The sequence below is a fragment of the Streptomyces sp. NPDC005774 genome, assembly GCF_042871645.1.
In the GTDB taxonomy this organism is placed as follows: domain Bacteria; phylum Actinomycetota; class Actinomycetes; order Streptomycetales; family Streptomycetaceae; genus Streptomyces; species Streptomyces pratens.
Genome location: NZ_JBIAIV010000001.1, coordinates 111856 through 137809, shown reverse-complemented (window position 1 = coordinate 137809; position 25954 = coordinate 111856). Strand labels below are relative to the sequence as shown.

Here is a 25954-nt window from a genome sequence, read left to right as displayed (position 1 = left end):
CGTGCTCTCACCCGGCACGGCCTGTGAAACCCGCGCCCGGTGTTCCGTTCATGTCGTGTTGGGACGGAGGACGGCGTGGGCATGTGTGACGGTTCCCGCGATCAGTAGGGTGCGGCCTCATGACAGCCCGTTCCGGTCCCGGACTGCGTCGCACGCTCGGCGTGGGGGACGCAGTCGTCATCGGTCTCGGCTCCATGGTGGGAGCCGGGGTCTTCGCCGCTCTGGCACCCGCGGCGCAGGCGGCCGGCTCCGGGCTGCTCCTCGGGCTCGCGGCTGCCGCCGTGGTCGCCTACTGCAACGCCACATCGTCGGCACGCCTGGCCGCGCTGTACCCCGAATCGGGCGGCACCTATGTCTACGGGCGGGAGCGGCTCGGGGAGTTCTGGGGGTACCTCGCGGGCTGGGCGTTCGTGGTCGGGAAGACTGCCTCCTGCGCGGCGATGGCACTCACCGTCGGCGCGTACCTCTGGCCGGGGCAGGCCCACGCCGTGGCGGTCGCCGCTGTCGTGGCGCTGACCGCGGTGAACTACGGCGGTGTGCGGAAGTCCACGTGGCTGACGCGGGTGATCGTGGCCGTTGTCCTTGCTGTCCTCGCTTCCGTGGTGGTCGTGTGCCTGGCCTCGGGGCAAGCCGATGCCGGGCGACTCTCCTTCGCGGCGCCGAGCGGCGCGGGCGGTGTGCTCCAGGCCGCCGGTCTGCTGTTCTTCGCCTTCGCCGGGTACGCGCGGATCGCGACCCTCGGCGAGGAGGTGCGGGATCCGGCGCGCACCGTCCGGCGCGCGATCCCGCTGGCTCTGGGCATCGCACTGGTCGTGTACGTGGCTGTCGCGGTCGCCGTCCTTTCGGTTCTGGGGGCCCAGGAGCTGGGTGACTCGGGCGCGCCGCTGGCCGACGCGGTGCGGTCGGCCGGGGTTCCGGAACTGACGCCGGCGGTACGGATGGGTGCGGCCGCGGCCGCGCTGGGGTCGTTGCTCGCCCTGATCCTGGGTGTCTCGCGGACGGTGCTGGCCATGGCCCGGGACCGGCATCTGCCGGGTTCCCTGTCCGCCGTCCACCCCCGCTTCCAGGTGCCGCACCGGGCGGAGGCGGCCGTGGGAGTGGTGGTCGCCGTCCTGGCCGCCACGGTGGACGTAAGGGGCGCGATCGGGTTCTCCTCCTTCGGGGTGCTGGTGTACTACGCGGTGGCCAACGCGTCGGCCTGGACGCTTCGGCCGGGGCCGGCGGCGCGGGTACTGCCGGCGGCCGGGCTTGCCGGGTGTCTGGTCCTGGCGTTCTCGCTGCCGGGGATGTCCGTGGCCCTCGGCGCGGGAGTGCTGGCGGTGGGTACGGCCGCCTACGCGGTGCGGCGGTGGAGGGCCGCCGGGCGGTAGACCGCCCGGGTCCGGACGGGCGGGGGCACGACGGGGCGGCCCTGCCGTGGGGCAACCCCCTGGCGGGGCAGGAACAGGTGGCGTTCCGGATGGGGCGCGGCCTTCCGGCCCACCTGGAATCCGGGCACCACCAAGTGTCAGCGGCTGCTCACAATCGGTCATGGATTCATGATGCACGCCGCCACTGACAGTCGCGGAACCCTGTGGAAAACCCTCGTCGGCACGCTCGCGGGCTGTGGAAGACCCTGTCGATCCAGCGGGACCAGCGGGACTAGCGGGACGCGAACGGCTGGTCGGTGCGTACGATCTCGCGGCCCATCGGGAGCAACGAAACAGGAATCAACTTGAAGTTGGCGATGCCGAGCGGGATGCCGATGATCGTCACGCACAGGGCGAGACCGGTGACGATGTGGCCGATGGCCAGCCACCAGCCCGCGAGGACCAGCCACAGCACGTTGCCGACGCAGGAGGCGGCGCCCGCGTCCCTGCGCTCGACCGCCGTGTACCCGAACGGCCACAGGGCATAGACACCGATCCGGAAGGCGGCAATGCCAAAAGGAATACCGATGATCGTGATGCACAACAGGACGCCGGCGAGCAGGTAGGCGAGGAACAGCCAGAAGCCGCTCAGCACGAGCCATATGACATTCAGGATGGTCTTCACTGCGTGCGACCTGCCATCTTCTCGAGTCGGGCGATGCGTTCCGCCATCGGCGGGTGGGTCGAGAACATTCTCGTGAATCCCTGCCCCTGACGAAACGGGTTCGCGATCATCATGTGGCTCGCGGTCTCGATGCGGGGCTCGGAGGGCAGGGGAAGCTGCTTGGTGCCTGTTTCCAGCTTACGCAGGGCGCTTGCCAGGGCGAGCGGATCGCCGGTCAGCTGGGCGCCGGAGGCATCGGCCTCGTACTCGCGGGAGCGGCTGACGGCCAGCTTGATGAGGGAAGCGGCGAGCGGCCCCAGGATCATGATCAGCAACATGCCGAGGATGCCGGGACCGTCGTCGTCGTTGGAACGGCCGACCGGGATCAGCCAGGCGAAGTTGACCAGGAACATGATCACGGAGGCGAGGGCGCCGGCGACCGAGGAGATCAGGATGTCCCGGTTGTAGACATGGCTGAGCTCATGGCCGATGACGCCGCGCAGTTCGCGCTCGTCGAGCAGGCGCAGGATGCCTTCGGTGCAGCACACGGCGGCGTTGCGCGGGTTGCGGCCGGTGGCGAAGGCGTTGGGCGCCTCGGTCGGGGAGATGTACAGGCGGGGCATGGGCTGGCGGGCCTGGGTGGAGAGCTCGCGGACCATGCGGTACAGGCCGGGGGCCTCGAACTCGCTCACGGGGCGGGCCCGCATCGCGCGCAGGGCGAGCTTGTCGCTGTTCCAGTACGCGTACGCGTTGGTGCCCAGCGCGATCACGACAGCGACAACGAGGCCCGTACGGCCGAAGAAGCTGCCGATGACGATGATGAGTGCGGACAGTCCCCCGAGGAGGACCGCGGTCCTGAGCCCGTTGTGCCGGCGGTGCACGGTACGCCCTCCAAATCGTGCGGCAGGGGACCCTCGTCTGCCGATCTTCCTTCTGACCTGCGATGGCCCCGGGTGCTTCGGCCTCACGTCCAGTGGACCCTCCCGTATTCGTCAACGCCAGACGAGCGGCACAGGTTCCCCGAAGCACGTGGTGGCGCGTGTAAACCGTCCGGGTGACGGCCTTCCTCGGCCACCGCGCGGGCCGCGCCCGTCCGGTGGCCGAAAAGCGCCGGGCCGGTGGATGCGGGCAGGGCGCCGGAGGAGACCTGGAAGGCCTCGGGACCTCGGGGCGCCGAGGGTCGGCGTGACCCAGGAGGTGATCGTGGCCCCGGAGGTCGGGTCAGAAGAGCCCGGTGCCGGTGAAGCGCAGGATCAGTTGGGGTGCGCCGGACAGGGCGATGCCGAGGACTCCGGTGAGGACGATCGCGGCGGTGAGCGGGACCGGGACGCGGTGCACGGCCGGTTCGCCGTCGGGGGCACGGAACAGCAGGGCCGTCCAGCGGAGGTAGTAGACCAGCGCGATGACGACGTTGACGGCCATGACGACGGCGAGCCAGCCGAGTCCGGCGTCGACGGCCGCGGAGAAGACGGTGACCTTGGCGAAGAGGCCGATGATGCCGGGCGGGAGTCCGGCGAGGCACAGCAGGAAGAAGGCCAGGAGCAGGGCGGTGAGCGGGCTGGAGGCGTACAGGCCACGGTAGTCGGAGACCCGGTTGAGGACCTTCGTACGGCCTACCAGGGCGGCGACGGCGAAGGCACCGAGGTTCACCGCGCCGTACATGAGGGCGTAGGCGAGGGTGGAGCCGATCGACTTCTCGGCGTCGCCGGAGTACGCGGCGGCGGCGATCGGCACCAGGAGGTAGCCGGCCTGGCCGACGGATGACCAGGCCAGGAGGCGTACCGCGCTGTACGCGCGCGTGGCCTGCTGCCCGAGGGCGCCGACGTTGCCGACGGTCATGGTGAGGGCGGCGAGCGCGGCGAGGGCCGGGCCCCAGACCTCGGCGTACGACGGGAGGGCGACGACGGTGACGAGGATCAGGCCGGTGAAGCCGACCGCCTTGCCGATGACCGACAGGTAGGCGGCGATCGGCAGGGGAGCGCCCACGTAGGTGTCGGGCACCCAGAAGTGGAAGGGGACGGCGGCCGTCTTGAAGGCGAAGCCGACGAGGGTGAGGACGACTCCGGTCTGGGCGAGGGTGTGGAGCTGTCCGTCGACGGTCTGGACGCGTTCGGCCACCAGGGTGAGGTGGAGGGTCCCGGTGGCGGCGTAGACGAAACTGATGCCGAGGAGGCTGACCGCGGTGGCGGTGACCGAGGACAGGAAGAACTTCAGTGCCGCTTCGGACGACTTCCGGTCGCCGTGTCTGAGGCCGACCAGGGCGAAGGCAGGCAGGGAGGCGACCTCCAGGGCGACGACGAGGGTCGCGAGGTCGCGGGAGGCGGGCAGGAGGGCGGCGCCCGCGACGGAGGACAGGAACAGGAACCAGTACTCGCCCTCGGGAAGCCGTTTGTCGGCGTCCTTGAGGGCGGTGACCGACAGGAGGGCGGTCAGGAGCGCGCCGCCGAGCACCAGGAACTGGATGACGAGGGTGAACCGGTCGGCGGTGTAGCTGCACACTCCGAGGTCGTCGACCAGGCAGAACGTGCTGCGGTCGGCGCCGAGGAGAGGCAGCAGCATGAGCGTGGCGGCGGCGAGTCCGGTCACCGCGAACCACCCGAGGAGCGGTTTCCTGGCCTCGCCGACGAACAGGTCGGCGACGAGGACGGCGAGTCCGACGACGGCCGCGATGACGGGCGGCGCGATGGCAAGCCAGTCGACGGACTGGACGAGGGAGCTCATCGGGTGCCTCCTGTGAGGAGCTGCTGCACGGCCGGATCGGTCAGTCCGATCAGGGCCCCGGGCCACAGTCCGGCGACGACGGTGAGGACGACGAGCGGGGTCCAGGCCGCGAACTCGTAGCCGCGGACGTCGGGGAGCGCGGGGGCCTGTTCCGGCAGCGCGCCCATGCAGACCCTACGGACCACGACGAGCAGGTACGCCGCGGTCAGCAGGGTGCCGAAGGCGCCGATCGACATGAAGACGAGGAAGGCGGGACGGCTGAGTCCGGCGGCGGGGTCGAACGCGCCGAAGAGGGCGAGCATCTCTCCCCAGAACCCGGCGAGGCCGGGCAGGCCGAGGGAGGCGACGGCGGCGAAGGCGAGCAGTCCGCCGAGGCGCGGCGCCCTGCCGTAGAGGGCGGCGCCGGCCGGAAGCCGACCCGGTGCGGCGGAGCCGCTCGTCGAGGAGCGGAGGTCGGATGACAGGCGGGAGAGGGTGTCGAGGTCGACGGTGCCGGTGCGGTCCTTGAGGGCGCCGACGAGGAAGAAGAGCAGGCCGGTGATGAGGCCGTGGGCGATGTTGGCGAAGAGGGCGCCGTTGACGCCGGTCGGGGTCATGGTGGCGATGCCGAGGAGGACGAAGCCCATGTGGCCGACGGAGGAGTAGGCGATGAGGCGTTTGAGGTCGCCCTTGGCGCCCTCCTTCGCGAGGGCGAGGCAGGCGAGGGATCCGTAGATGATGCCGACGACGGCGAAGGCGGCGAGGTAGGGCGCGAACGTGCGGAAGCCGTCCGGTGCGGCGGGGAGCAGGATCCGCACGAACCCGTACGTGCCCATCTTCAGCAGGACGCCGGCCAGCAGGACGGAGCCGACGGTCGGGGCGGCGGTGTGGGCGTCGGGCAGCCAACTGTGCAGCGGCCACATCGGGGTCTTGACCGCGAGCCCGATCCCGATCGCCAGTACGGCGATGATCTGCACGGATACGGTCAGTGACCGGCCGTTGTCAGTGGCGAGTGCCACCATGTCGAATGTGCCCGCCTCGATTCCGATCAGGAGCAGGCCGAGCAGCATGACCACGGAGCCGAGCAACGTGTAGAGGACGAACTTCCAGGCGGCCTCGGCCCGGCCCTCGCCGCCCCAGCCGGCGATGAGGAAGTACATCGGGATCAGGACCATCTCGAAGGCGAGGAAGAACAGGATCAGGTCGAGGACGGCGAAGGCCGCGAGGGTGCCGGACTCGAGGACGAGCAGCAGGGCGACGAAGGCCTTCGGGGACGGGCCCGCGGGCGGTTTGAAGTATGTGTGGAGCGCGCTGAGGAAGGTCAGCAGTGCGGTCAGGACCAGAAGGGGGAGGGAGATGCCGTCGGTGCCGAGGTGGATCCGCACGTCGAGTGCGGGGATCCAACTGATGTCGGTCGTGGCCTGCATCGTCGACGGTTGGTCGTGGTCGAAGCCGAGCGCGAGGACGATCGCCGCGATGAGGACGGCGCCGGTGACGGTCACGCCGTGCCGGAGCACGGCCTGGTCGGGTGACTTTCCCTTGAGTCCCGGCGGGGCCGGGAGGAGAGCGGCGACGGCACCCAGGAGCGGGCCGACGACGAGGAACGCCAGAAGGAACTGCATCACGGACTCGCTGATATCGATCACGTCTGGTCACGCTCCCGTGGCGGCGAGGACGACGGCGACCGCGAGGACGACGGTGCCGGCGAGCAGCGCGCTCACATAGGTCTGCAGATTGCCGGTCTGGGCACGTCGTACGGCGGTGCCCAGCCACCGGGGCAGCGTTCCCGCGCCGCGCACGTATGTGTCGACGACCTCGCGGTCGAGGAACCGGACGAGTCCGGCCGCGGCCTGGACGGGCCGGACGAAGAGGGCTGTGTACACGGCGTCGAGGTGGAAGCCGACGGCCGCGTGGCGGTGCAGGGGGCCGAGCAGCAGCCGCCCGGGATCCGACGGGTCGGGTGCGGAGGCGATGTCTCCGTAGACGGGCTCGTGACTGGCGATCGCCTCCGCCTCGACCTGTCCGGCGCCACGTTCCGGGTGGGCGGCGACGGCACCGAGGGCGAGGCGGGCGGCGTGGGCGGTGGTGTGCCGCCAGGTGGAGTAGGTGACGATGCCGCCGACCAGGGCCACGCCGGTGCCGAGCACCGAGGTGGTGAGGGTCGGTGTGAGGTCGTGGCCGTCGAACCAGCCGGGGAGCACGCGGAAGGCGAGGCCGCCCAGTGCGAGGGAGGGGATCGCGAGCACCCACAGCACGACGGTCATGGTGAGGGGCTGTCTGGCGTGGTCGGGGGCCTCGGTGCCGTGTCCGCGGAAGGTCAGCAGCCACAGCCGTGTCGCGTATGCGGCGGTGAGCAGGGCGGTGACCAGGCCGGCGAGGAGGACGATCCAGCCCGCCGCGGCGGGGGCCTGCTCCGTGTGGCCGGTGACGACGTGTTCGGCGGCTCCGAGGACGGCCTCCTTGGAGAAGAAGCCGCTGAACGGCGGGATCGCGGCCAGCGCGAGGAGCGCCACGGTCATCGTCCAGTAGGCGTCGGGGACGCGGTCGCGCAGGTGGCTCATACGGGACATGGCGGCCAGCGAGTTGGTGCCGGCGGCGTGGATGATCACGCCGGCGGCGAGGAACAGCAGCGCTTTGAAGGCGCCGTGGGACAGGAGGTGGAAGACGGCGGCTCCGCGTTCGCCGACGGCGAGGGCGCCGGTCATGTAGCCGAGCTGGCCGATCGTCGAGTAGGCGAGGACGCGTTTGATGTCGTCCTGTGCGAGCGCCGCGAGCGCCGAGCCGGCCATGGTGACGGCGGCCATGACGGCGAGGACGGTCATCGCGGCCCGGGAGGCCGCGAAGAGCGGGAGGAGACGGGCGACGAAGTAGACACCGGCGGCGACCATCGTCGCGGCGTGGATCAGCGCGGAGACGGGGGTCGGGCCCGCCATCGCGTCGGGAAGCCAGGTGTGCAGCGGGAACTGCGCCGACTTGCCCGCCACGCCCGCCAGGAGGAGCAGGGCGATCAGGGTGGGGTGCTCGATGCCGCCGTGCGCGACGGCGTCGAGGATGTGTGTGATCCGGAAGGAACCTGTCTCGCCGGCGAGGGCGAACAGGCCGATGAGGAAGGGGACGTCGCCGAGCTTGGTGACCAGGAAGGCCTTGAGGGAGGCGGCGCGGGCCTCGGGGGTCTCCCAGTAGTGGCCGACGAGGAAGTAGGAGCAGATGCCCATGACTTCCCAGCCGACCAGCAGCACCATCAGGTCGCCGGAGTAGACGACGAGGAACATCGCGGAGGTGAACAGGGACACGAGGGCCGCGTAGGAGGGGTAGCGCGGGTCGTCGCGGAGGTAGCCCGTCGAATAGATCTGCACGCAGGTGGCGACGACGCCTACGACCACGGCGGTGAGGGCGGCGAAGCCGTCGATGTGCAGGGCGAGTTCGACGGGGACGGAACCGGTGGGGGTGAGCTCGGTGGCGGCGTCGACGGCCCGGCCGCCGCCTTGGCGCACGGCGACCACGACGGCCAGTGCGAGAGCGGTGAGCGTGGGCAGGACGGCGAGCGGGCGGACGAACCCCGGGGCCGTTCGGCCCAGGAGCAGTCCGGCGACCGCGCCGAGGAACGGAAGGAGGGGGACGAGGACGGCGAGGGTGGTCGTGGTCACGCGGTGGCCTCGGCCTTCGTGACGGCCGCCCGGGTGGTGAGGACGTCGTCGCTGTCGGATACGGGGCCGCCCGGCCCGCCGGGGTTGCCCGTGCCGTCGGGGTCTTCGGGGTCGTGGCCCTCGGCTGTGTCGCGGAGCTTGTCGATGTCCGCGGTGCCGCGGTTGCGGTGGACGGCGAGGACGATCGCCAGACCGATGCCGATCTCGGCGGCGGCGATGGCGATGGTGAACAGGGCGAGGGCCTGACCGGAGTGCAGGGTCTCCTCGGCGGTCCTGCTGAGCCAGACGTCGAAGGCGACCAGGTTCAGGTTGACGGCGTTGAGCATCAGCTCGACCGACATCAGGACCAGGATCGCGTTGCGGCGGGCGAGGACTCCGTACAGGCCGGTGCAGAAGAGGAGGGCGGACAGCACGACGGGATAGGCGAGGTGCATCAGCGGTTCCCTTCCGCGTCGCGGCGGCGGGCGGTCGACGCGCGGGCCGGGCCAGGGGGTGGTTCCGGGGCTGGTTCCGGAGCCGGCCCCGGGGGCGATCCGTCGGTGGCTCCGGCGGCCGTCTCCCGGGCCCCGGCTTCCCGGGCCGCGGCGGCCGTGTTCGCCCTGCGGGAGAGGACGATCGCGCCGACGAGGGCGGCCAGGAGAAGGACCGAGAGGGCCTCGAAGGGGAGAACCCAGTGCTGGAAGAGGCTGGCACCGGTCACGTCGGTGGAGCCGGCGGGCGGGCCGTCCAGGTCGATCCAGGTCGTGCGGAAGGCGTCGACGACGACCCAGATCAGGGCCACGGCCGCGGCGACGGCCACGGCGAGGGCGATCCAGCGGTTGCCGGAGTCGGCATCCGGGGAACGGCCGACGGGCGCTCTGGTGAGCATCAGGCCGAACAGGAGCAGGACTACGACCGAACCCACGTAGATCAGGACCTGCACCCAGGCGATGAACTCGGCGGTGAGCAGGAGGTATTCAACGGCGATTCCACCGAGGGCCACCACCAGCCACAGGGCGGCGTGCACCAACTGTCTGGTGGTGACGGTGACGACGGCGGCACCGAAGGTGACCAGGCCGACGAGGAGGAAGGCGACCTCCACACCGGTCGGGGAGAGGAAGCCCTGCGCCTCGGCGGTGGTGGTGACGGTGGTGGTCGTGGCGTGCGCGACCGTGCCGGCGACTGCGGCGAGGGTCACGAATCCTCCCCCTTCGGGTCTGCCTTCGGGTCGGGCTGGGCAGCGGCCTGGGTGGCGGCCAGCTTGTCGGCTGTCTTGCGGGCGGCGGCGAGTTCCTTCGGTTCCTCGGCGGCGGGGTCGAGGGCCGGCGGTGCCGGAACCGTCCACATCCACTCGCGGAGTTTGTCGCGTTCGTGGGTGAGTTCGCGGATGTCGGTCTCGGCGTACTCGAACTCGGGTGACCAGAACAGGGCGTCGAAAGGACAGACCTCGATGCAGATACCGCAGTACATGCACAGGGAGAAGTCGATGGCGAACCGGTCGAGGACGTTGCGGCTGCGGTCACGGCCGCCTGGCGCCGTCGCCGGGACGGTCTCCTTGTGGGAGTCGATGTAGATGCACCAGTCCGGGCACTCGCGGGCGCACAGCATGCAGACCGTGCAGTTCTCCTCGAACAGACCGATCACCCCTCGGGTGCGGGGCGCGAGGTCGGGCTGGGTGTCCGGGTACTGGGCGGTGACGGACTTCTTCGTCATCGTCCGCAGGGTGACGGCCAGACCCTTGGCCAGGCCGGAGCCGGGGAAGCCAGGAAGAGGGGACATGGCTAGGAGATCACCACCTTGACGACGCCGGTGAGGGCGATCTGGGCGAGGGCGAGGGGAACGAGGAAGGTCCAGGACAGTTTCTGCAGCTGGTCCTCGCGCAGGCGGGGGTAGCTGACGCGGAGCCAGATGATGACGAAGGCGAGGACCGCGGTCTTCAGCAGGGTCCAGACCCAGCCGAGGCCGTCGGCGCCCCATGGGCCGTGCCAGCCGCCCAGGAAGAGGACGGTGGTCAGGCCGCACAGGACGACGATCCCGGCGTACTCGGCGAGGAGGAAGAACGCGAACCTCAGGCCGGTGTACTCGGTGTACGCACCGAAGATGATCTCCGAGTCGGCGACGGGCATGTCGAAGGGCGGCCGCTGGAGTTCGGCGAGGCCGGCGACGAAGAAGACGATCGCGCCGACGATCTGCCAGGGCAGCCACCACCACTCGAACGCGTCGAGGATGCCGACGAGCGAGACGGTGCCGGCCGCCATCGCCACCGAGGCGGCAGTGAGCAGCATCGGCAGTTCGTAGGCGAGGAGCTGGGCGGCGGTGCGCAGGCCGCCGAGGAGGGAGTACTTGTTGGCGGAGGCCCACCCGGCCATGAGCGAGCCGAGGACGCCGACGCCCATCACCGCGAGCACGAAGAACACGCCCGCGTCCAGCGCCTGCCCGACGGCGCCCTCGCCCGGTCCGACCGGGATGGCGAGCAGGACGAGGAGATACGGCAGGAGGGCCACGACGGGGGCGAGTTGGAAGATACGGCGGTCGGCACCGGCCGGGACCACGTCCTCCTTCTGCGCGAACTTCACGCCGTCGGCGACGAGCTGGGCCCAGCCGTGGAAGCCGCCCGCGTACATCGGGCCCAGGCGGCCCTGCATGTGCGCCATCACCTTGTGCTCGGTCTGGCCGACGATCAGAGGGAAGGTGAGGAAGACGACGAAGACGATCAGGAGTCGCAGGGCGACGTCGAGTACGTCGTTCACCGCGGGCCTCCTGAGGGGGTGCCTGGGTCCGCGGGGCCCGAGGAACCCGGCTCCGGGTCGGGGCCCGGGTCAGGGGCCGGGGTGGACTCGGGTTCGGTCTGCGCTTCGGCCTCGGGTTCGAGTTCACCTGCCGCGTCGGACTCGGGCTCGGCATGGGCCGGGCGGGCGTTGTGCCAGGGGGCGTCCGGGCTGCGCGGTGCGGTGGAGGGCTTGGTGCTCGATGCTCCGGTCCGGTCCGGCTTCTCCGTCTCTTTTGACGTCCCGGTCGTGTCCGGCGGCGTGGCCGTACCCGGCGTCCCGGTCGTGTCCGGCGGCGTGGCCGGACGACTTGCGGAGCCTTCCGACGCGCTGCGTGCCCGGCGGGGACTCCGTTCATCAGTGGGCTTCGACGGTGACGCCTGGGGTCGTTGGCTCGCGGAGCCTTCGGATTCGCTTCGGGTGCGGCGTCCGACGGCCGGCGCTTCGGGTGCGTCGGTGCCGGGACCGGGGCCGGGACCGGGGCCGGGACCGGCAGCAGAGCCGACAGTGTCTTCCGCGGCCTTCTCCGCCTCCTCGGACGTCCCGGACGCGGCTGCCGTCGACTGCTCGCGCTGGGATGCCGAGCCCTCGCTCGCGCTCCGGGCACGGCGCGTCCGGGGCGCGGCCGACGGGGGCGTCCCGGGCTGTGCCGCGGCGTCGGCGGCCGGGGGCTCGAGGGCGGGCGCGGCCTGCCGGCTCGCGGAGCCCTCGGCCGCCGTACGGTTCCGGCGCGGCGGCGGTGCGGGACGGCCCTCGTCGTCGGTCCCCGCGGGGACCGACTGACTCGCGGAGCCCTCCGCCGCCGTACGGGTCCGGCGCGGTGGACGGTCGCCGGGTGCTCGTCCTGCGGCGGGCCCGGGGCCGGTGCCCGTGCCGGTGGCCGTCCTGCCCGCGCCCCGGGCCGGACGGGACGGGGCCGGGGGAAGCCGTCCCTTCAGGGGGCCCCACTCATTGGGGTCGGGAACCCCCGGGGGAAGCATCTGGCGGCGCTTGGGGCCGCCGTGTTCGGACTCGCCGGGTTCCTTGGCGCCGGGCCAGGCCTTGGCGACGCGGGCGGCGAGGACGAAGTCCTTGCGCAGGGGGTGGCCCTCGAAGGTGTCCGGCAGGAGCAGGTGGTCGAGTGCGGGGTGGCCGGTGAAGTCGACGCCGAACATTTCGTACGTCTCGCGCTCGTGCCAGGCGGCCCCCGCGTAGACGCCCACCGCGGAGGGCAGCGCCGGGGCCTCGTGCGGGACGGTCGTACGCAGGAGCAGGCGCCGTACCGGGGCGAGGGCCACGACGTGGGCGGTGACATGGAAGCCCGTGCCGGGCTCGTCGACCGCGCTCAACCAGTCGAAGTACGTGCAGCCGAGCCGGTCTCGCGCGGTCTCCAGGGCCAGGAGCCAGGAGGCGGGCGGGACGTCGACGGTGAGGACGTCGTACGACTCCTCCGCCGTGGCCTCCGTACCGAACAGTTCCTCGGCGTCGGCGGGGAGCCAGCCGGCCGCGGTCATCGGTCCTCCCCCCGGCCGGGCTTCACCGCACCGGACTGCACCGCACCGGACTCCCCTGGCGCCGGCGGCTTCACCAGCCCACTCTGCAGTGCCGTCGCCGAAGCACCTCGCCCACCGGACCCGTACCGCTCCCCCAGCGACTCCCGTGCGATCTTCTCCTGAAGTTTCAGAATCCCCTGGAGCAGTGCCTCGGGCCGCGGCGGGCAGCCGGGAACGTAAACGTCGACCGGGATGATCTGGTCGACGCCCTTGGTGACGGAGTAGGAGTCCCAGTACGGTCCGCCGCAGTTGCTGCACGCGCCGAAGGAGATGACGTACTTCGGCTCGGGCATCTGCTCGTACAGACGCTTCACCGCGGGTGCCATCTTGTCCGTGACCGTTCCGGAGACGATCATCAGGTCGGCCTGGCGCGGTCCCGGTGCGAAGGGGATGACACCGAGACGGATGAAGTCGTGGCGGGCCATCGACGCGGCGATGAACTCGATCGCGCAGCAGGCGAGGCCGAAGTTGAAGACCCAGAGGGAGTAGCGGCGGCCCCAGTTGAGGATCACCTTCATCGGCTCGGGGGCGAGCCGGGCGAGCGCGCCGAGCTTTCCGCTGCCTTCGGCGGGGAGCACGACGGGTTCGGGCAGCAGCACCGGTCCGGAATCCGGGCCCGGGGCCGAACCCGTGCCTACGCCCGCGCCCGACGGGGTGGCGGCGCTTGGTGAGTCGGTGGGGGTCACGTCCATGTCAGGACGCCCTTCTTATATGCGTACAGCAGGCCGACGGCGAGGAAGCCGAGGAAGATGAACATCTCCACGAGCGTGGTCGCGCCGTAGCCGTCGGCGGCGAAGACAGTCGCCCAGGGGAAGAGGAAGATCGAGTCGACAGCGAAGATCACGTAGAGGAAGGCGTAGACGTAGTAGCGGACCTGGGTGTGGGCCCAGCCCTCGCCGACGGGGTCGACTCCGCACTCGTACGTCATGAGCTTCTCGGGCGTGGGCACCACCGGCCGCAACAGGCGTCCCGCGCCGAAGGCGAACGCGACGAACAGCACGCCGACGACGGCGAGCAGTCCGACGACCGAGTACGCCTGGAAGTAGTCTGCCGCCGCGACCTGGTGCGAAGCAATCGCGGCAGCCGGATCTCCGCCGGTCATGCCGAAGCCGGCCGCGCCGAAGCCTGTCGGATCGACGCCGGTCGGGTCGAAGTCGGTCGGATCGACGCCGGTCGGTTGCCGCACGTCCGCCCCTCGCTGTTCGACGATCTGCACGCACGGGAGTCTAGGCCCTGATAAGTGCCCCGTAAGCAGCCTGTCATCCCCTGGCACGGGGGGTGGGGATTTCCCCAGTGGATATCAGGGGTCCACCTCATGGCGTGGGCATCCGCGGCCGTGCACGCTATGACACATGACCGAACCCTTCCCTTCTCCCACCGATCGCCCACCACCTGCGCGTTTCGCCTACGACCGGCACACCTGGAAGGAGATCGCCCACCTGCTGGCGAACCTTCCGGTGTCGCTGGTGGGCTTCACCTATGTCGTGACCGTGCTGCTCCTGGGTCTCGGGCTGACCGTCACGGTGGTCGGGTTCCCGCTCCTCGCGGCCGGTCTGATGGGGACGCGGCTGCTGGGCAGGGGGGAGCGGGCGCGGGCCAGGGCGCTGCTCGGGGTGCGGGTGGAGGAGCCGAGCCGGCTGCCGCTGCACGGTGCCGGAGGGCTCCTGCCGCGGCTGTGGATGGCGCTGAAGGACCCGGTGGGCTGGCGCACCGCACTGTACGAGGTGATACGCCTGCCGTGGGGCATCGTCACCTTCACCATCACGCTGACCTCGCTGTTCGTGCTGTGGCCGGTGCTGCCGTTCATCGCGCGAGGTCTGGCCAACGCGGACCGGGCGATGGTGCGCGGCCTGCTGTCGCCGTCCGACGAACTGGAGCGACGCATAGCCGAGCTGGAGTCCGACCGGGGTGTCGTGGTCGACACGGCCGCGGCGGACCTGCGGCGGATCGAGCGCGATCTGCACGACGGCGCGCAGGCCCGGCTGGTCAACCTGGCCATGGGGCTGGGCCTGGCCAAGGAGAAGCTGCTGGAGGACCCCGACGCGGCGGCGTCGATGGTCGAGGAGGCGCACGGCGAGGTGAAACTGGCGCTGCAGGAGCTGCGGGACCTGGCCCGCGGCATCCACCCGGCCGTACTGACCGACCGGGGTCTCGACGCGGCACTGTCCTCGGTCGCCTCGCGCTGCACGGTGCCGGTGAGGGTGACGGTCGATCTCACCGAGCGGCCGGCTGCGGCCATCGAGGGCATCGCCTACTTCACCGTCTCCGAGCTGCTGCAGAACGTCAGCAAGCACAGTGCGGCGCGTACGGCCTCGGTCGAGGTGTGGCGTTCGGACGGCCGCCTGCTCATCCAGGTGGAGGACGACGGCCACGGCGGCGCGAGTCTGGACGGGGGCACGGGGATGCGGGGTCTCGCGGACCGGCTGGGCGCGGTCGACGGTCTGTTCGTCCTGGAGTCGCCGGAGGGCGGTCCGACGACGGTGACGGCCGAGCTGCCGTGGCGCGACCGTTCCGGCGCCCTCGCCGAGGACACGCGTACGCCCGCGCCCACGCGGAACTCCGTACGGCCGGCCACGTAGCCGCGCCCGGCACGACCCCCGCACGACCCCCGCACGGCCGTCCACCCCGGTCGGAGGTAGGGAAAACCCCCCGTCCAAGACTGCGACGTACTCCATGGTCCACCGGCCTGCTGCGGAGGAGTCTGTAGGCACGACAGCACAGCCGCCGGACGAGGAGAAGGACGACGTCGATGGCCACCGAGTACGGACAGGGCTACGGGCTCTACAGCACGCCCACCGGACACCCCGGGAGTACCGGCGGCGCCGGGAGGACCGGTGAGCGACGGCACCGGGTGCCGGCCGTGCTGCGGGCGCCGGTCGAGGGACGGACCTGGCGCGAACTGGTGTACGTCCTGCTGAGTCTGCCGATCAGCATTCTGCTCTTCACCTACGCGGTCACGATGGTGTCGCTGGGAGCCGGTCTGCTGGTGACGTTCCTCGGCGTACCGGTGCTGGCCGCCGGGCTCTCCGGATGCCGCGGGTTCGGGGCGTTGGAGCGGATGCGGGCGCGAGGGCTGCTGGACCTGGACGTGGCCGAGCCGGAGCCGCTGCGGATGAAGCGTCAGGGGTTCGTGGCCTGGATGGGGGCGGTGCTGAAGAGCGGCACCTCGTGGCGGTCGCTGCTGTACGCGGTACTGCATCTGCCGTGGGCGGTGTTCGCCTTCAGCGTCGCGGTGACCGTCTGGTCGATCGGCTGGTCGCTGCTGACGTACCCCCTGTGGTTCTGGGTGTTCCCGATGTACGCCGGCCAGGACGGGATACAGCTGTACGGCGACGGGCAGCACCAGATCTATCTGGACAACCCGTTCGAGATCACGGTGACCGCGCTGATCGGACTGCTGTTCACCATCGCCACGCCGTGGATCGTGCGGGCGCTGACCATGGTGGACCGGCTGCTGGTACACGGGCTGCTCGGGCCGTCGCGGCTGGCGACGCGAGTGGTCGAGCTGGAGTCCGACCGGGGCGCCGTGGTGGACACGGCGGCGGCGGACCTGCGGCGCATCGAGCGCGATCTGCACGACGGGGCGCAGGCCCGGCTGGTGGCGCTGGCCATGGACCTGGGGCTGGCGAAGGAGAAGCTGAGGGAGGACCCGCAGACCGCGGCGCACATGGTCGAAGAGGCGCACGGCGAGGTGAAGACGGCACTGCAGGAGCTGCGGGACCTGGCGCGCGGCATCCACCCGGCCGTGCTGACCGACCGGGGTCTTGACGCGGCACTGTCGTCGGTGGCCTCCCGGTGCACGGTCCCGGTACAGGTGGAGGTGGATCTGACGGAGCGCCCGGCGCCGGCGATCGAGGGCATCGCGTACTTCACGGTCTCGGAGCTGCTGCAGAACATCAGCAAGCACGCGCGGGCGACCCGGGCGACCGTGGAGGTGTGGCGGACGGAGAACCGGCTGATGGTGCAGGTAGAGGACAACGGCGTGGGCGGCGCCGACGTGTCCGAGGGTTCCGGACTCGCCGGTCTCGCGGAGCGGCTGGACGCGGTGGACGGAATCCTGGTGGTCGACTCACCGGCCGGCGGCCCGACCCGGGTGACGGCGGAACTGCCCTGGCGGGCGGAGCGAATGCGGTGACCTGGTGAGCGCGCCGGTGGGTGAGCAAGTTCGCGGTCAACACATCAGCACATCAGCAGGCCAACAGGCCAACAGGCCAACAGGCCAACAGGACGAAGGATGAGCGAGTGAGCGGCGGCTGACGACACGGAAGCGACCGACAGGTGTGCGGGTACGGGCGGTGGGCCCGTACCCGCACACTCCTGTGCCAGGAAGTGCCTCTGCCCCATGCCGGGAGATGGGTCCTGCGACCGGTGTGTGCCCCTGCCCGCGAAGACTTCTCTCCTACGCCTCTCCGCATCGCCCACCGGATGCTGGGATGCTGGTCCCCGTCAGCCGGGCCCGCCGCACGGGCGGGCGCGGAGGAGGGGCGTGGGGGGCCGAGGAATTATGGAGAACAAGGTGCGCGTGGTCATCGCCGAGGATTCAGTGCTGCTGCGGGAGGGCCTGACCCGGCTGCTGACCGACCGGGGCCTCGATGTCGTGGCCGGGGTCGGCGACGGCGACGCGCTGATCAAGACGGTCACTGAGCTGAACGATCAGGGGGAGTTGCCGGACGTCGTGGTGGCCGACGTCCGGATGCCGCCGACGCACACCGACGAGGGGGTGCGGGCCGCCGTCCAACTGCGCAAGACACATCCGGGTGTCGGAGTGCTGGTGCTGTCGCAGTACGTGGAGGAGCGCTACGCCACGGAGCTGCTCGCCAGTTCCAGCCGAGGCATCGGCTACCTGCTCAAGGACCGGGTGGCCGAGGTGCGGGAGTTCGTGGACGCGGTGGTGCGAGTGGCCGAGGGCGGTACGGCACTGGACCCCGAGGTGGTGGCGCAGCTACTCGGCCGCAGCCGCAAGCAGGACGTTCTCGCGGGACTCACCCCGCGTGAGCGGGAGGTCCTGGGACTGATGGCCGAGGGGCGGACGAACTCGGCGATCGCCCGGCAGCTGGTGGTGAGCGACGGAGCCGTGGAGAAGCACGTCAGCAACATCTTCCTGAAGCTGGGGCTCTCCCCGAGCGACGGCGATCACCGCCGGGTGCTCGCGGTCCTCACCTACCTCAACTCCTGAGCACCTGTCCCCCTGCCCCGCGCCCCCGCACCCCTGCACCGGAACCCCCTGACCCACCTTCGGGTGACGGTGGCAGGGCCCGGCCGACGTCGGCGGGTGCCGGTTGAACCGTCGGCGGGCGGGGGGCGTCCTGGAAGGCAGGAGCCGGTGGGTCGGCGACCAGGGGGAATCCGGGCAGGAGGCGGGACACGTCGGTGCTCCGAATGTCGTGCCGACGTCGCGCGGGACGTCGCGAAGTCGTGTCCAAGATGCGAATGACCCGAGGAAGGCGACCCTTACGGACGTAGGGTTGATCCAGGGACGGCCCGCGGGAGGGCCGGTCCCGGACAGCCGCCCTCGAGGAGGTCCAGTTCAGTGACCAGCCAGGTCAGCAGCCCAGCGGAGCAGACCGACGGAACAGTCCTAGGAGAGCAGCGCAAAGCGGCGGGCGGGAAGGACGTCCGCCGCCTGGACCGGGTGATCATCAGGTTCGCGGGGGACTCGGGTGACGGTATGCAGCTCACCGGTGACCGCTTCACCTCGGAGACGGCCTCCTTCGGCAACGACCTGTCGACCCTGCCGAACTTCCCCGCCGAGATCCGCGCCCCGGCCGGCACCCTGCCGGGTGTCTCGTCCTTCCAGCTCCACTTCGCCGACCACGACATCCTCACCCCCGGTGACGCGCCGAACGTGCTGGTGGCGATGAACCCGGCCGCTCTGAAGGCGAACATCGGGGATCTGCCGCGCGGCGCGGAGATCATCGTCAACACGGACGAGTTCACCAAGCGGGCGCTGCAGAAGGTCGGCTACGCGAGCAACCCGTTGGAGGACGGCTCGCTCGGTGGCTACAGCCTCCATCCGGTGCCGCTGACGACGCTGACGGTCGAGGCCCTGAAAGAGTTCGACCTCACCCGCAAGGAGGCCGAGCGCAGCAAGAACATGTTCGCGCTCGGTCTGCTGAGCTGGATGTACCACCGGCCGACCGAGGGCACGGAGAGGTTCCTGACCTCGAAGTTCGCCAAGAGGCCGGACATCGCGGCGGCCAACATCGCCGCGTACCGCGCGGGCTGGAACTTCGGGGAGACGACGGAGGACTTCGCCGTCTCCTACGAGGTGGCTCCGGCCGCCGCGACGTTCCCGCCGGGCGTGTACCGCAACATCTCCGGCAACCTGGCCCTGGCGTACGGGCTGATCGCGGCGTCCCGGCAGGCGGACCTGCCGCTGTTCCTGGGGTCGTACCCGATCACACCGGCGTCGGACATCCTGCACGAGCTGAGCCGGCACAAGAACTTCGGTGTGCGGACCTTCCAGGCCGAGGACGAGATCGCCGGCATCGGCGCCGCGCTGGGGGCGGCCTTCGGCGGTTCGCTGGCCGTGACGACGACGTCGGGACCGGGGGTGGCGCTGAAGTCCGAGACGATCGGGCTCGCGGTGTCGCTGGAGCTGCCGCTGCTGATCGTGGACATCCAGCGCGGCGGCCCGTCCACGGGCCTGCCCACCAAGACCGAGCAGGCGGACCTGCTCCAGGCGATGTACGGGCGCAACGGCGAGGCCCCGGTCCCGGTGGTCGCGCCGCGCACACCGGCCGACTGCTTCGACGCGGCGATCGAGGCGGCCCGGATCGCGTTGACGTACCGGACGCCGGTCTTCCTGCTCTCCGACGGCTATCTGGCCAACGGCAGCGAGCCGTGGCGCGTCCCGGACACGGAGGAGTTGCCGGATCTGAGAGTGCGGTTCGCTCAGGGCCCCAACCACACGATGGACGACGGCACCGAGGTGTTCTGGCCGTACCAGCGGGACCCGCGGACGCTGGCCCGGCCGTGGGCGATCCCGGGCACACCGGGTCTGGAGCACCGGATCGGCGGCATCGAGAAGCAGGACGGCACGGGCAACATCTCGTACGACCCGGCCAACCACGACTTCATGGTGCGCACCCGGCAGGCGAAGATCGACGGCGTCGACGTCCCCGATCTGGAGGTCGACGACGCGGACGGCGACGCCAGGGTGCTCGTGCTCGGCTGGGGATCCACCTACGGGCCCATCACCGCAGCTGTACGGCGCATCAGGGGCGCAGGGGGCGCGATCGCGCAGGCCCATCTGCACCACATCAACCCCTTCCCGCGGAATCTGGGGGAGGTTCTGAAGCGTTACGAGAAAGTGGTCGTACCAGAGATGAACCTCGGCCAGCTCGCCACTCTGATCCGGGCGAAGTACCTGGTCGACGCCCACTCCTACAACCAGGTCAACGGCATGCCGTTCAAGGCGGAGCAGCTCGCCGAGGTACTGAAGGAGGCCATCGATGACTGAGACACCGGCAGGCGGTCCGTCCTCCCTCGGCGACTCCCCCTTCGGCGACGCGCTCGCCCTGGTGCCCAAGGCCGAGGCCAAGCAGTCGATGAAGGACTTCAAGTCCGATCAGGAGGTGCGCTGGTGCCCCGGCTGCGGCGACTACGCCGTCCTGGCCGCCGTGCAGGGCTTCATGCCCCAGCTCGGGCTGGCGAAGGAGAACATCGTCTTCGTCTCCGGCATCGGCTGTTCGTCCCGCTTCCCCTACTACATGAACACCTACGGGATGCATTCCATCCACGGCCGCGCCCCCGCGATCGCGACGGGCCTGGCAGCGTCCCGGCGCGACCTGAGCGTGTGGGTCGTCACCGGTGACGGGGACGCGTTGTCCATCGGCGGCAACCATCTGATCCACGCACTGCGCCGTAACGTCAATCTGAAGATCCTGCTGTTCAACAACCGGATCTACGGTCTGACCAAGGGCCAGTACTCGCCGACCTCCGAGATCGGCAAGATCACCAAGTCGACGCCGGTGGGGTCACTGGACGCGCCCTTCAACCCGGTGTCGCTGGCGATCGGCGCGGAAGCGTCCTTCGTTGCCCGTACGGTCGACTCGGACCGCAAGCATCTGACCGAGGTGCTGCGGCAGGCCGCCGCCCACCCGGGCACCGCCCTGGTCGAGATCTACCAGAACTGCAACATCTTCAACGACGGCGCCTTCGAGGTCCTCAAGGACCGGCAGCAGGCCGAGGAGGCGGTGATCCGGCTGGAGCACGGCCGGCCCATCCGCTTCGGGGGTGGGGGAGGTGCGAAGGGCGTCGTCCGGAACCGGACCACCGGGGACCTGGAGGTGGTCGCGGTGACGCCTGAGAACGAGGCGGAGATCCTGGTCCACGACGCGCACTCGGCGTCCCCGACCACCGCGTTCGCGCTGTCCCGGCTCGCCGATCCGGACACCCTGCACCACACCCCGATCGGTGTCTTCCGTTCCGTGGACCGTCCGGTCTACGACACACTGATGGCGGAGCAGCTGGACGTTGCCGTCGAGCAGCACGGCAAGGGCGAACTCGGCGCGCTGCTGGCGGGCAACGACACGTGGACGGTCGTCGGCTGAGCAGTCGCTCGAGGCGGTACGGCCTCCTGAGGTGAAGCCTCCCGCTGTACCACCGCTCAAGGGGCGGTCGCACGCAGAACGCCCCGCACGCCCCGAACGCCCCGAACGAGGCCCGGCCGCTTCAAAGCGACCGGGCTTCATCGTGCGCACGCCGGGCTTCGCCGTCCGCCCGCCGGGCTTCGTCGTACGCCTGGCGGGCGGCCAGTACACCGTCCATGCGCCGCTCGGTCCAGGAGGCCAGCGCGCGCACCTGTTCGGCGGCCTCGCGTCCCAGGCCGGTGAGGGAGTAGTCGACGCGCGGCGGGATCACCGGTTTGGCGTCGCGGTGGACGAGGCCGTCGCGCTCCAGCGTCTGGAGGGTCTGGGTGAGCATTTTCTCGCTGACCCTGCCGATCGCCCGGCGCAGCTCGCTGAAGCGGTAGGGCCGCTCCTGGAGCCGGATCAGTACGAGTACGCCCCAGCGACTCGTCACATGCTCCAGGACCAGACGGTGCGGGCACATCGCCTCCCGCTCGCTCAGCAGGGGCCCGGACGCCGGTGCGGGAGGCTCGAACACACTCTTACTTACCGCCATGGCAGTACCTTACTTCAAAGTGGGTACTTACAAAAAGTTAGTGTGGGTCCTAGCGTTGACGCCAACGCACCCCCACAAGGAGTTCTGATCATGAGCATCGTCGTCACCGGAGCCACCGGAAACCTCGGCCGCCACGTCGTGGAGCAGTTGCTGGAGAAGGTCCCGGCCGAGCAGGTCACCGCCGTCGTCCGCAGCCCGGAGAAGGCCGCCGACCTGGCGGAGCGCGGCGTCCGGCTCACGGTCGCCGACTACAACGCCCCCGAGACCTTCGACGGCGTGTTCGCGGCGGGCGACAAGGTGCTGCTGATCTCGGGCAACGAGTTCGACAAGGGCCGGGTGCAGCAGCACCGGGTGGTCATCGAGGCCGCCAAGGCCGCCGGTGTCGCCCTCCTCGCCTACACCAGCGCCCCCAAGACACTGACCGCCGCGCTCGCCGACGACCACCGCGGCACCGAGAAGGCCCTGCTGGACTCCGGCGTGCCGTACGTCCTGCTGCGCAACGGCTGGTACCACGAGGTCTACACCGAGAACCTCGCCCCGGTGCTGGAGCACGACACGGTCGTCGCCGCCGCCGGTGAGGGCCGCATCTCCTCCGCCGCGCGCGCCGACTACGCCGCGGCCGCCGTCGCCGTACTCACCGGCGAGGGCCACGAGAACAAGACGTACGAGCTGGGCGGCGACGAGGCGTGGAGCCTCGCCGAGTACGCGGCCGAGCTGAGCCGGCAGACCGGCAGGGAGATCGCCTACAAGCCGGTCACGGTCGAGGAGCTCACCGGCATCCTGGCCGGTGCCGGACTTCCGGAGCCCGTGGCCGCCATCTTCGCCGGTGTGGACGCCTCCATCAAGAAGGGCGAGCTGGTGGTCACCAGTGGCGACCTGTCCCGGCTGGCCGGCCGTCCGACCACCCCGCTCGCGGACGCCGTCGCCGCCGCGCTGAAGGCCTGACGTCCACACAGGTCCGCGGCCCGGACGCCCCCGTATGTCATGACCGTATTCCGATACGGGCATGACGTGCGGGGGCGTCCGGCGTTACCGTCGTCCGGGCGAGCGTCGCTCGCCCCAGGACATACGTCAGGCAAGAAGGAGGGCCCGTGACCGAGAAGTCGGCCGGCGAGCGGCGCAAGGGACTGCTGAACGGCTTCGCGGCATACGGAATGTGGGGACTCGTCCCCCTCTTCTGGCCCCTGCTCAAGCCCGCGGGGGCCGTGGAGATCCTGGCCCACCGAATGGTCTGGTCGCTGCTCTTCGTGGGCGCCGCCCTGCTCTTCATACGCCGCTGGGCCTGGCTCGGGGAACTGCTGCGGCAGCCTCGCCGACTGGCCCTGATCACGGTCGCCGCGGTGGTCATCACCGTCAACTGGGGCGTCTACATCTGGTCGGTGAACTCCGGGCACGTCGTCGAGGCCTCCCTCGGCTACTTCATCAACCCGCTGGTCACCATCGCCATCGGCGTGCTGCTGCTGAAGGAACGGCTGCGGCCCGTGCAGTGGACGGCGGTCGGGGTCGGCTTCGCCGCGGTGCTCGTCCTCACCATCGGCTACGGCCGCCCGCCGTGGATCTCGCTCTGCCTCGCCTTCTCCTTCGCCGTCTACGGACTGGTGAAGAAGAAGGTCGACCTCGGCGGTGTCGAGTCGCTGGCCGCCGAGACGGCCGTCCAGTTCCTGCCCGCACTCGGCTATCTGCTGTGGCTGAGCAGCCAGGGCGACTCCACGTTCGGCGCCGAGGGCGCGGGACACGCGGTGCTGCTCGTCGCCACCGGGATCGTCACCGCGCTCCCCATGGTCTGCTTCGGCGCCGCCGCGATCCGTGTGCCGCTGTCCACGATGGGGCTGCTCCAGTATCTGGCCCCGGTGTTCCAGTTCCTGCTCGGCATCCTCTACTTCAAGGAGGCCATGCCGCCCGAGCGCTGGGCCGGCTTCGCACTGGTGTGGCTGGCGCTCATGCTGCTGACCTGGGACGCACTGCGCACCGCCCGTCGCACCGCCCGCACGCTCGCCAGGAAGCGGGCGAAGGTGGCAACAGCGGCAGCGGCAGCGACCGGCGCGGCGGCGAACCCGGTGGACCCCTCGATCGTGGCGAACCCGGCGGTCGTGGCGAACCCGGTGGATGCGGTGAACGCGGTGAATGCGGTGGATGCGCCGAAGGTCGGGCCGTAACGCTTCCCAGCGCGTTGAATGACTCCATGACGCAGCCACCGACATCACCCGCTCCCGGCCCGCCCGGCACCGCCGACACCCCTGTCGCCGCCGTCGCTCCCCTCCACTGGAAGCTCGTCATCGACGCGGCCGATCCCCACGCACAGGCCGACTTCTGGGCCGCTGCCCTCGGGTACACGGTCGAGGACAACAGCCCGCTCATCGAGAAACTGCTCGGTCTGGGCGCCGTGACGGCCGACCTCACCGTCGAGCACCACGGTCGTCACGCCTTCCGGGACCTGATCGCGGTGCGGCACCCCGACGACCCGTACGAGGAGCAGAGCGGCACGGGTCTGGGGCGGCGGCTGCTCTTCCAGCGGGTGCCGGAGGCGAAGACGGTCAAGAACCGGCTCCACCTCGACCTGCACCCCGGCGAAGGGCGCCGCGAGGAGGAGACGCAGCGGCTGGAGCGGCTCGGCGCGAGGGTGCTCCGGCAGGTGCGGGAACCGTCCGGTTCATGGAGCGTGATGACGGACCCGGAAGGCAACGAGTACTGCGTACACTGACGCCCTCACCCGTGCTGGGCGCGGGCGCGGTCGGTCAGTCGGGCCATGCGGGCGCGGGCGGACTCCAGCTCCTCGATCTCGTCGGCGGCCGGGCCGTCCTCGGCGGCGAGTGCGGTCCACAACCCGATCAGGTCGCGCCCCAGCTCCAGCCCGCGCAACGGGTCGCGCACCGCGCGCCAGGCGGTGGCCGCGCTGCGGACGTTGCCGTAGGCGGCCTCCGCGTCGCCCGCCCGGCGGTGGATTCCGGCGAGCTCGACGGAGAGCCGGAAGGCATGCAGCGGCTCGTCGCCGAGGTAGGCGATGTACGCGGTCAGCTCGCGCAGCCGGAGTACCTCGGAGTGCTCGGGCCCCAGGGTCCGCGAGGCCTCGGTCACCGTCTCCCCGGCCAGTCGCGCCGCCGTGTCGATCCGGCCCGCCCGGACGGCATCGTTGATCCGGCCCATGGGCTCGGCCAGAGGGGCCCCACCCTGCACCGCCGGCGGCTCGTCGGCGAGCACCGCCTCCGCCACGGCGTCGAAGCCGCGGGGCGGGGTCGGCTTGGGATCGAGGTCGATGCCGGTGCCGGCACCGTGCACAACCTCCGGGTGCGGTGCGGGCGTCCGGGGACGAACCGGCTCCGGGCTGCCCGGTATCCGGTCGGCCAGGGGGAGGGGAGACGCCGGAAACCCCGGGGGTGCGGGTGGGATCCGGGAGAAGCCGTCGGCTTCGAGGGCGGGGTGCGGCCGCCCGTCCATGGACGGGGGCGGGCCGAACTCACCCGTCGGGGGCGCGACCGTTCCCGGAGGTGTCGCTCCCGCCGCCCCGGGCGCCGGACGCAGCCGGAAGGTGGGGGTGGAGTCCCGTAGGAGGTCGGGTGCCGGGGCCGGGGCTGCGGAGAAGGGCAGGGCCTCGTCGTGCGGCGCGGCCACCGGCCGCTCCCGGACCACGCCCCGGCCCGGCGCCTGTGCCGACTCCGACGCGGACTCCGACGCGGACTCCGACGCGGGCCTCTGCTCCGGCTCCGGTGTCATCGGCGCCGGCTCCCCCGTGAAGCGGCTGGCGCCGTCCGGGTCGACCTGGAGCGGGACGACGTAACCGATGCGTTCGTCGTGGATGGTGGCCAGGACGGTGTGTCCCGAGGCGACGGCGATGCGGTGGAGCCGGTTCAGCACGGCCTGCTGAACCTCCTCACCGGGTCCGGCGACCACCAGTGCCCCGCCGACGAACGCTCTCCGCGTGCCCGCGCCACCCTCCATGGCGACGGGTACATGGACGTCGATCGGCACTGCCGCAAGATTCGCCGCGTGTGCGGCCTGCTGCTGTTCCCGCTTCTTCTCGCGGCTGAGTCGCGCCATCGTTCCCTCATTCGGGTCGTGAACCTACCGACGAGTCTGTCCGCTGGGCCCCGTTTCTCACGTCACCGCGTTGTCACAGACTCGTCCCAACGGCCCTCCCACGTCCGGCGCCCTCCCCCGCCCCTCTCCTGCCCCTCTCCCGTGTTCTTCT

General features: G+C 70.9%; 23 protein-coding genes. 9 read left to right on the top strand and 14 right to left on the bottom strand.

Annotated elements, in window-relative coordinates; translation table 11 throughout:
- Positions 1–119 precede the first annotated feature (119 nt).
- Positions 120–1370, top strand: a complete 1251-nt coding sequence (locus ACFYQA_RS00650) for an APC family permease (RefSeq protein ID WP_388909586.1) — start codon at positions 120–122, stop codon at positions 1368–1370.
- Positions 1371–1641: 271 nt separating this feature from the next.
- On the opposite strand, the gene ACFYQA_RS00645 is transcribed toward ACFYQA_RS00650, so the two are convergent.
- From ACFYQA_RS00645 to ACFYQA_RS00590, 12 genes are all read right to left on the bottom strand, one after another.
- Positions 1642–2034: a YccF domain-containing protein gene (locus ACFYQA_RS00645; protein ID WP_388909584.1), complete on the bottom strand. Its 393-nt coding sequence runs from the start codon at positions 2032–2034 to the stop codon at positions 1642–1644.
- On the bottom strand, positions 2031–2894 hold the full coding sequence (htpX, locus tag ACFYQA_RS00640) for a zinc metalloprotease HtpX (protein WP_388909581.1): 864 nt from the start codon (positions 2892–2894) through the stop codon (positions 2031–2033). Before htpX ends, ACFYQA_RS00645 begins: the two co-directional genes overlap by 4 nt.
- Before the next feature lie 340 nt (positions 2895–3234).
- The gene (locus ACFYQA_RS00635) at positions 3235–4734 is read right to left on the bottom strand and encodes an NADH-quinone oxidoreductase subunit N (protein ID WP_388909578.1); all 1500 of its coding nucleotides are present in this window, start codon (positions 4732–4734) and stop codon (positions 3235–3237) included.
- Complete coding sequence (locus tag ACFYQA_RS00630) at positions 4731–6359, bottom strand: NuoM family protein (protein ID WP_388909575.1); 1629 nt, start codon at positions 6357–6359, stop codon at positions 4731–4733. The genes ACFYQA_RS00635 and ACFYQA_RS00630 overlap by 4 nt, the downstream gene beginning before the upstream one ends.
- A gap of 6 nt (positions 6360–6365) precedes the next feature.
- Entirely contained in the window at positions 6366–8360 is a 1995-nt protein-coding gene (locus ACFYQA_RS00625) for an NADH-quinone oxidoreductase subunit L (RefSeq protein WP_388909572.1), read from the bottom strand.
- Positions 8357–8794: an NADH-quinone oxidoreductase subunit NuoK gene (nuoK, locus tag ACFYQA_RS00620; RefSeq protein ID WP_388909569.1), complete on the bottom strand. Its 438-nt coding sequence runs from the start codon at positions 8792–8794 to the stop codon at positions 8357–8359. Before nuoK ends, ACFYQA_RS00625 begins: the two co-directional genes overlap by 4 nt.
- Positions 8794–9537 carry an NADH-quinone oxidoreductase subunit J gene (locus ACFYQA_RS00615; protein ID WP_388909567.1) on the bottom strand — a complete coding sequence of 248 codons (744 nt, stop codon included), beginning with the start codon at positions 9535–9537 and terminating at the stop codon, positions 8794–8796. Before ACFYQA_RS00615 ends, nuoK begins: the two co-directional genes overlap by 1 nt.
- Complete coding sequence (locus ACFYQA_RS00610) at positions 9534–10118, bottom strand: NuoI/complex I 23 kDa subunit family protein (RefSeq protein ID WP_388909564.1); 585 nt, start codon at positions 10116–10118, stop codon at positions 9534–9536. The genes ACFYQA_RS00615 and ACFYQA_RS00610 overlap by 4 nt, the downstream gene beginning before the upstream one ends.
- Before the next feature lie 2 nt (positions 10119–10120).
- Complete coding sequence (locus ACFYQA_RS00605; RefSeq protein ID WP_388909561.1) at positions 10121–11089, bottom strand: NADH-quinone oxidoreductase subunit H; 969 nt, start codon at positions 11087–11089, stop codon at positions 10121–10123.
- On the bottom strand, positions 11086–12600 hold the full coding sequence (locus ACFYQA_RS00600) for an NADH-quinone oxidoreductase subunit C (protein WP_388909558.1): 1515 nt from the start codon (positions 12598–12600) through the stop codon (positions 11086–11088). Before ACFYQA_RS00600 ends, ACFYQA_RS00605 begins: the two co-directional genes overlap by 4 nt.
- Positions 12597–13331: an NADH-quinone oxidoreductase subunit B gene (locus ACFYQA_RS00595; protein WP_388909555.1), complete on the bottom strand. Its 735-nt coding sequence runs from the start codon at positions 13329–13331 to the stop codon at positions 12597–12599. The genes ACFYQA_RS00600 and ACFYQA_RS00595 overlap by 4 nt, the downstream gene beginning before the upstream one ends.
- Positions 13322–13741: an NADH-quinone oxidoreductase subunit A gene (locus ACFYQA_RS00590; RefSeq protein ID WP_332432954.1), complete on the bottom strand. Its 420-nt coding sequence runs from the start codon at positions 13739–13741 to the stop codon at positions 13322–13324. Before ACFYQA_RS00590 ends, ACFYQA_RS00595 begins: the two co-directional genes overlap by 10 nt.
- A 250-nt stretch (positions 13742–13991) precedes the next feature.
- On the opposite strand from ACFYQA_RS00590, the gene ACFYQA_RS00585 reads away from it, so the two are divergent.
- From ACFYQA_RS00585 to ACFYQA_RS00565, 5 genes are all read left to right on the top strand, one after another.
- Positions 13992–15218 (top strand): sensor histidine kinase, encoded by a 1227-nt coding sequence (locus ACFYQA_RS00585; protein ID WP_388909552.1) that lies wholly within the window; start codon positions 13992–13994, stop codon positions 15216–15218.
- A gap of 170 nt (positions 15219–15388) precedes the next feature.
- Positions 15389–16774, top strand: coding sequence for a sensor histidine kinase (locus ACFYQA_RS00580; RefSeq protein ID WP_388909550.1), 1386 nt, complete (start codon positions 15389–15391; stop codon positions 16772–16774).
- Positions 16775–17143: 369 nt separating this feature from the next.
- The gene (locus tag ACFYQA_RS00575) at positions 17144–17815 is read left to right on the top strand and encodes a LuxR C-terminal-related transcriptional regulator (RefSeq protein WP_388909547.1); all 672 of its coding nucleotides are present in this window, start codon (positions 17144–17146) and stop codon (positions 17813–17815) included.
- Positions 17816–18169: 354 nt separating this feature from the next.
- Entirely contained in the window at positions 18170–20101 is a 1932-nt protein-coding gene (locus ACFYQA_RS00570) for a 2-oxoacid:acceptor oxidoreductase subunit alpha (protein ID WP_388909544.1), read from the top strand.
- Complete coding sequence (locus ACFYQA_RS00565) at positions 20094–21194, top strand: 2-oxoacid:ferredoxin oxidoreductase subunit beta (protein WP_388909541.1); 1101 nt, start codon at positions 20094–20096, stop codon at positions 21192–21194. Before ACFYQA_RS00570 ends, ACFYQA_RS00565 begins: the two co-directional genes overlap by 8 nt.
- A gap of 121 nt (positions 21195–21315) precedes the next feature.
- Here ACFYQA_RS00565 and ACFYQA_RS00560 read toward each other — a convergent pair whose 3' ends face one another.
- Complete coding sequence (locus tag ACFYQA_RS00560) at positions 21316–21768, bottom strand: winged helix-turn-helix transcriptional regulator (RefSeq protein WP_388909538.1); 453 nt, start codon at positions 21766–21768, stop codon at positions 21316–21318.
- Between the two features lie 90 nt (positions 21769–21858).
- Here ACFYQA_RS00560 and ACFYQA_RS00555 point away from each other — a divergent pair, with 90 nt between their 5' ends.
- The 3 genes from ACFYQA_RS00555 to ACFYQA_RS00545 all read left to right on the top strand — a co-directional run bounded on the left by ACFYQA_RS00555 (position 21859) and on the right by ACFYQA_RS00545 (position 24469).
- Positions 21859–22713 carry an SDR family oxidoreductase gene (locus ACFYQA_RS00555; protein ID WP_388909536.1) on the top strand — a complete coding sequence of 285 codons (855 nt, stop codon included), beginning with the start codon at positions 21859–21861 and terminating at the stop codon, positions 22711–22713.
- A gap of 146 nt (positions 22714–22859) precedes the next feature.
- Positions 22860–23924, top strand: a complete 1065-nt coding sequence (gene rarD, locus ACFYQA_RS00550; RefSeq protein WP_388909533.1) for an EamA family transporter RarD — start codon at positions 22860–22862, stop codon at positions 23922–23924.
- A 26-nt stretch (positions 23925–23950) separates the two neighbouring features.
- Positions 23951–24469 carry a VOC family protein gene (locus ACFYQA_RS00545; protein ID WP_388909530.1) on the top strand — a complete coding sequence of 173 codons (519 nt, stop codon included), beginning with the start codon at positions 23951–23953 and terminating at the stop codon, positions 24467–24469.
- A 5-nt stretch (positions 24470–24474) separates the two neighbouring features.
- Here the strand turns inward: ACFYQA_RS00545 and ACFYQA_RS00540 are convergent, their stop codons facing one another.
- Positions 24475–25803: a tetratricopeptide repeat protein gene (locus ACFYQA_RS00540; RefSeq protein ID WP_388909527.1), complete on the bottom strand. Its 1329-nt coding sequence runs from the start codon at positions 25801–25803 to the stop codon at positions 24475–24477.
- Positions 25804–25954 lie beyond the last annotated feature (151 nt).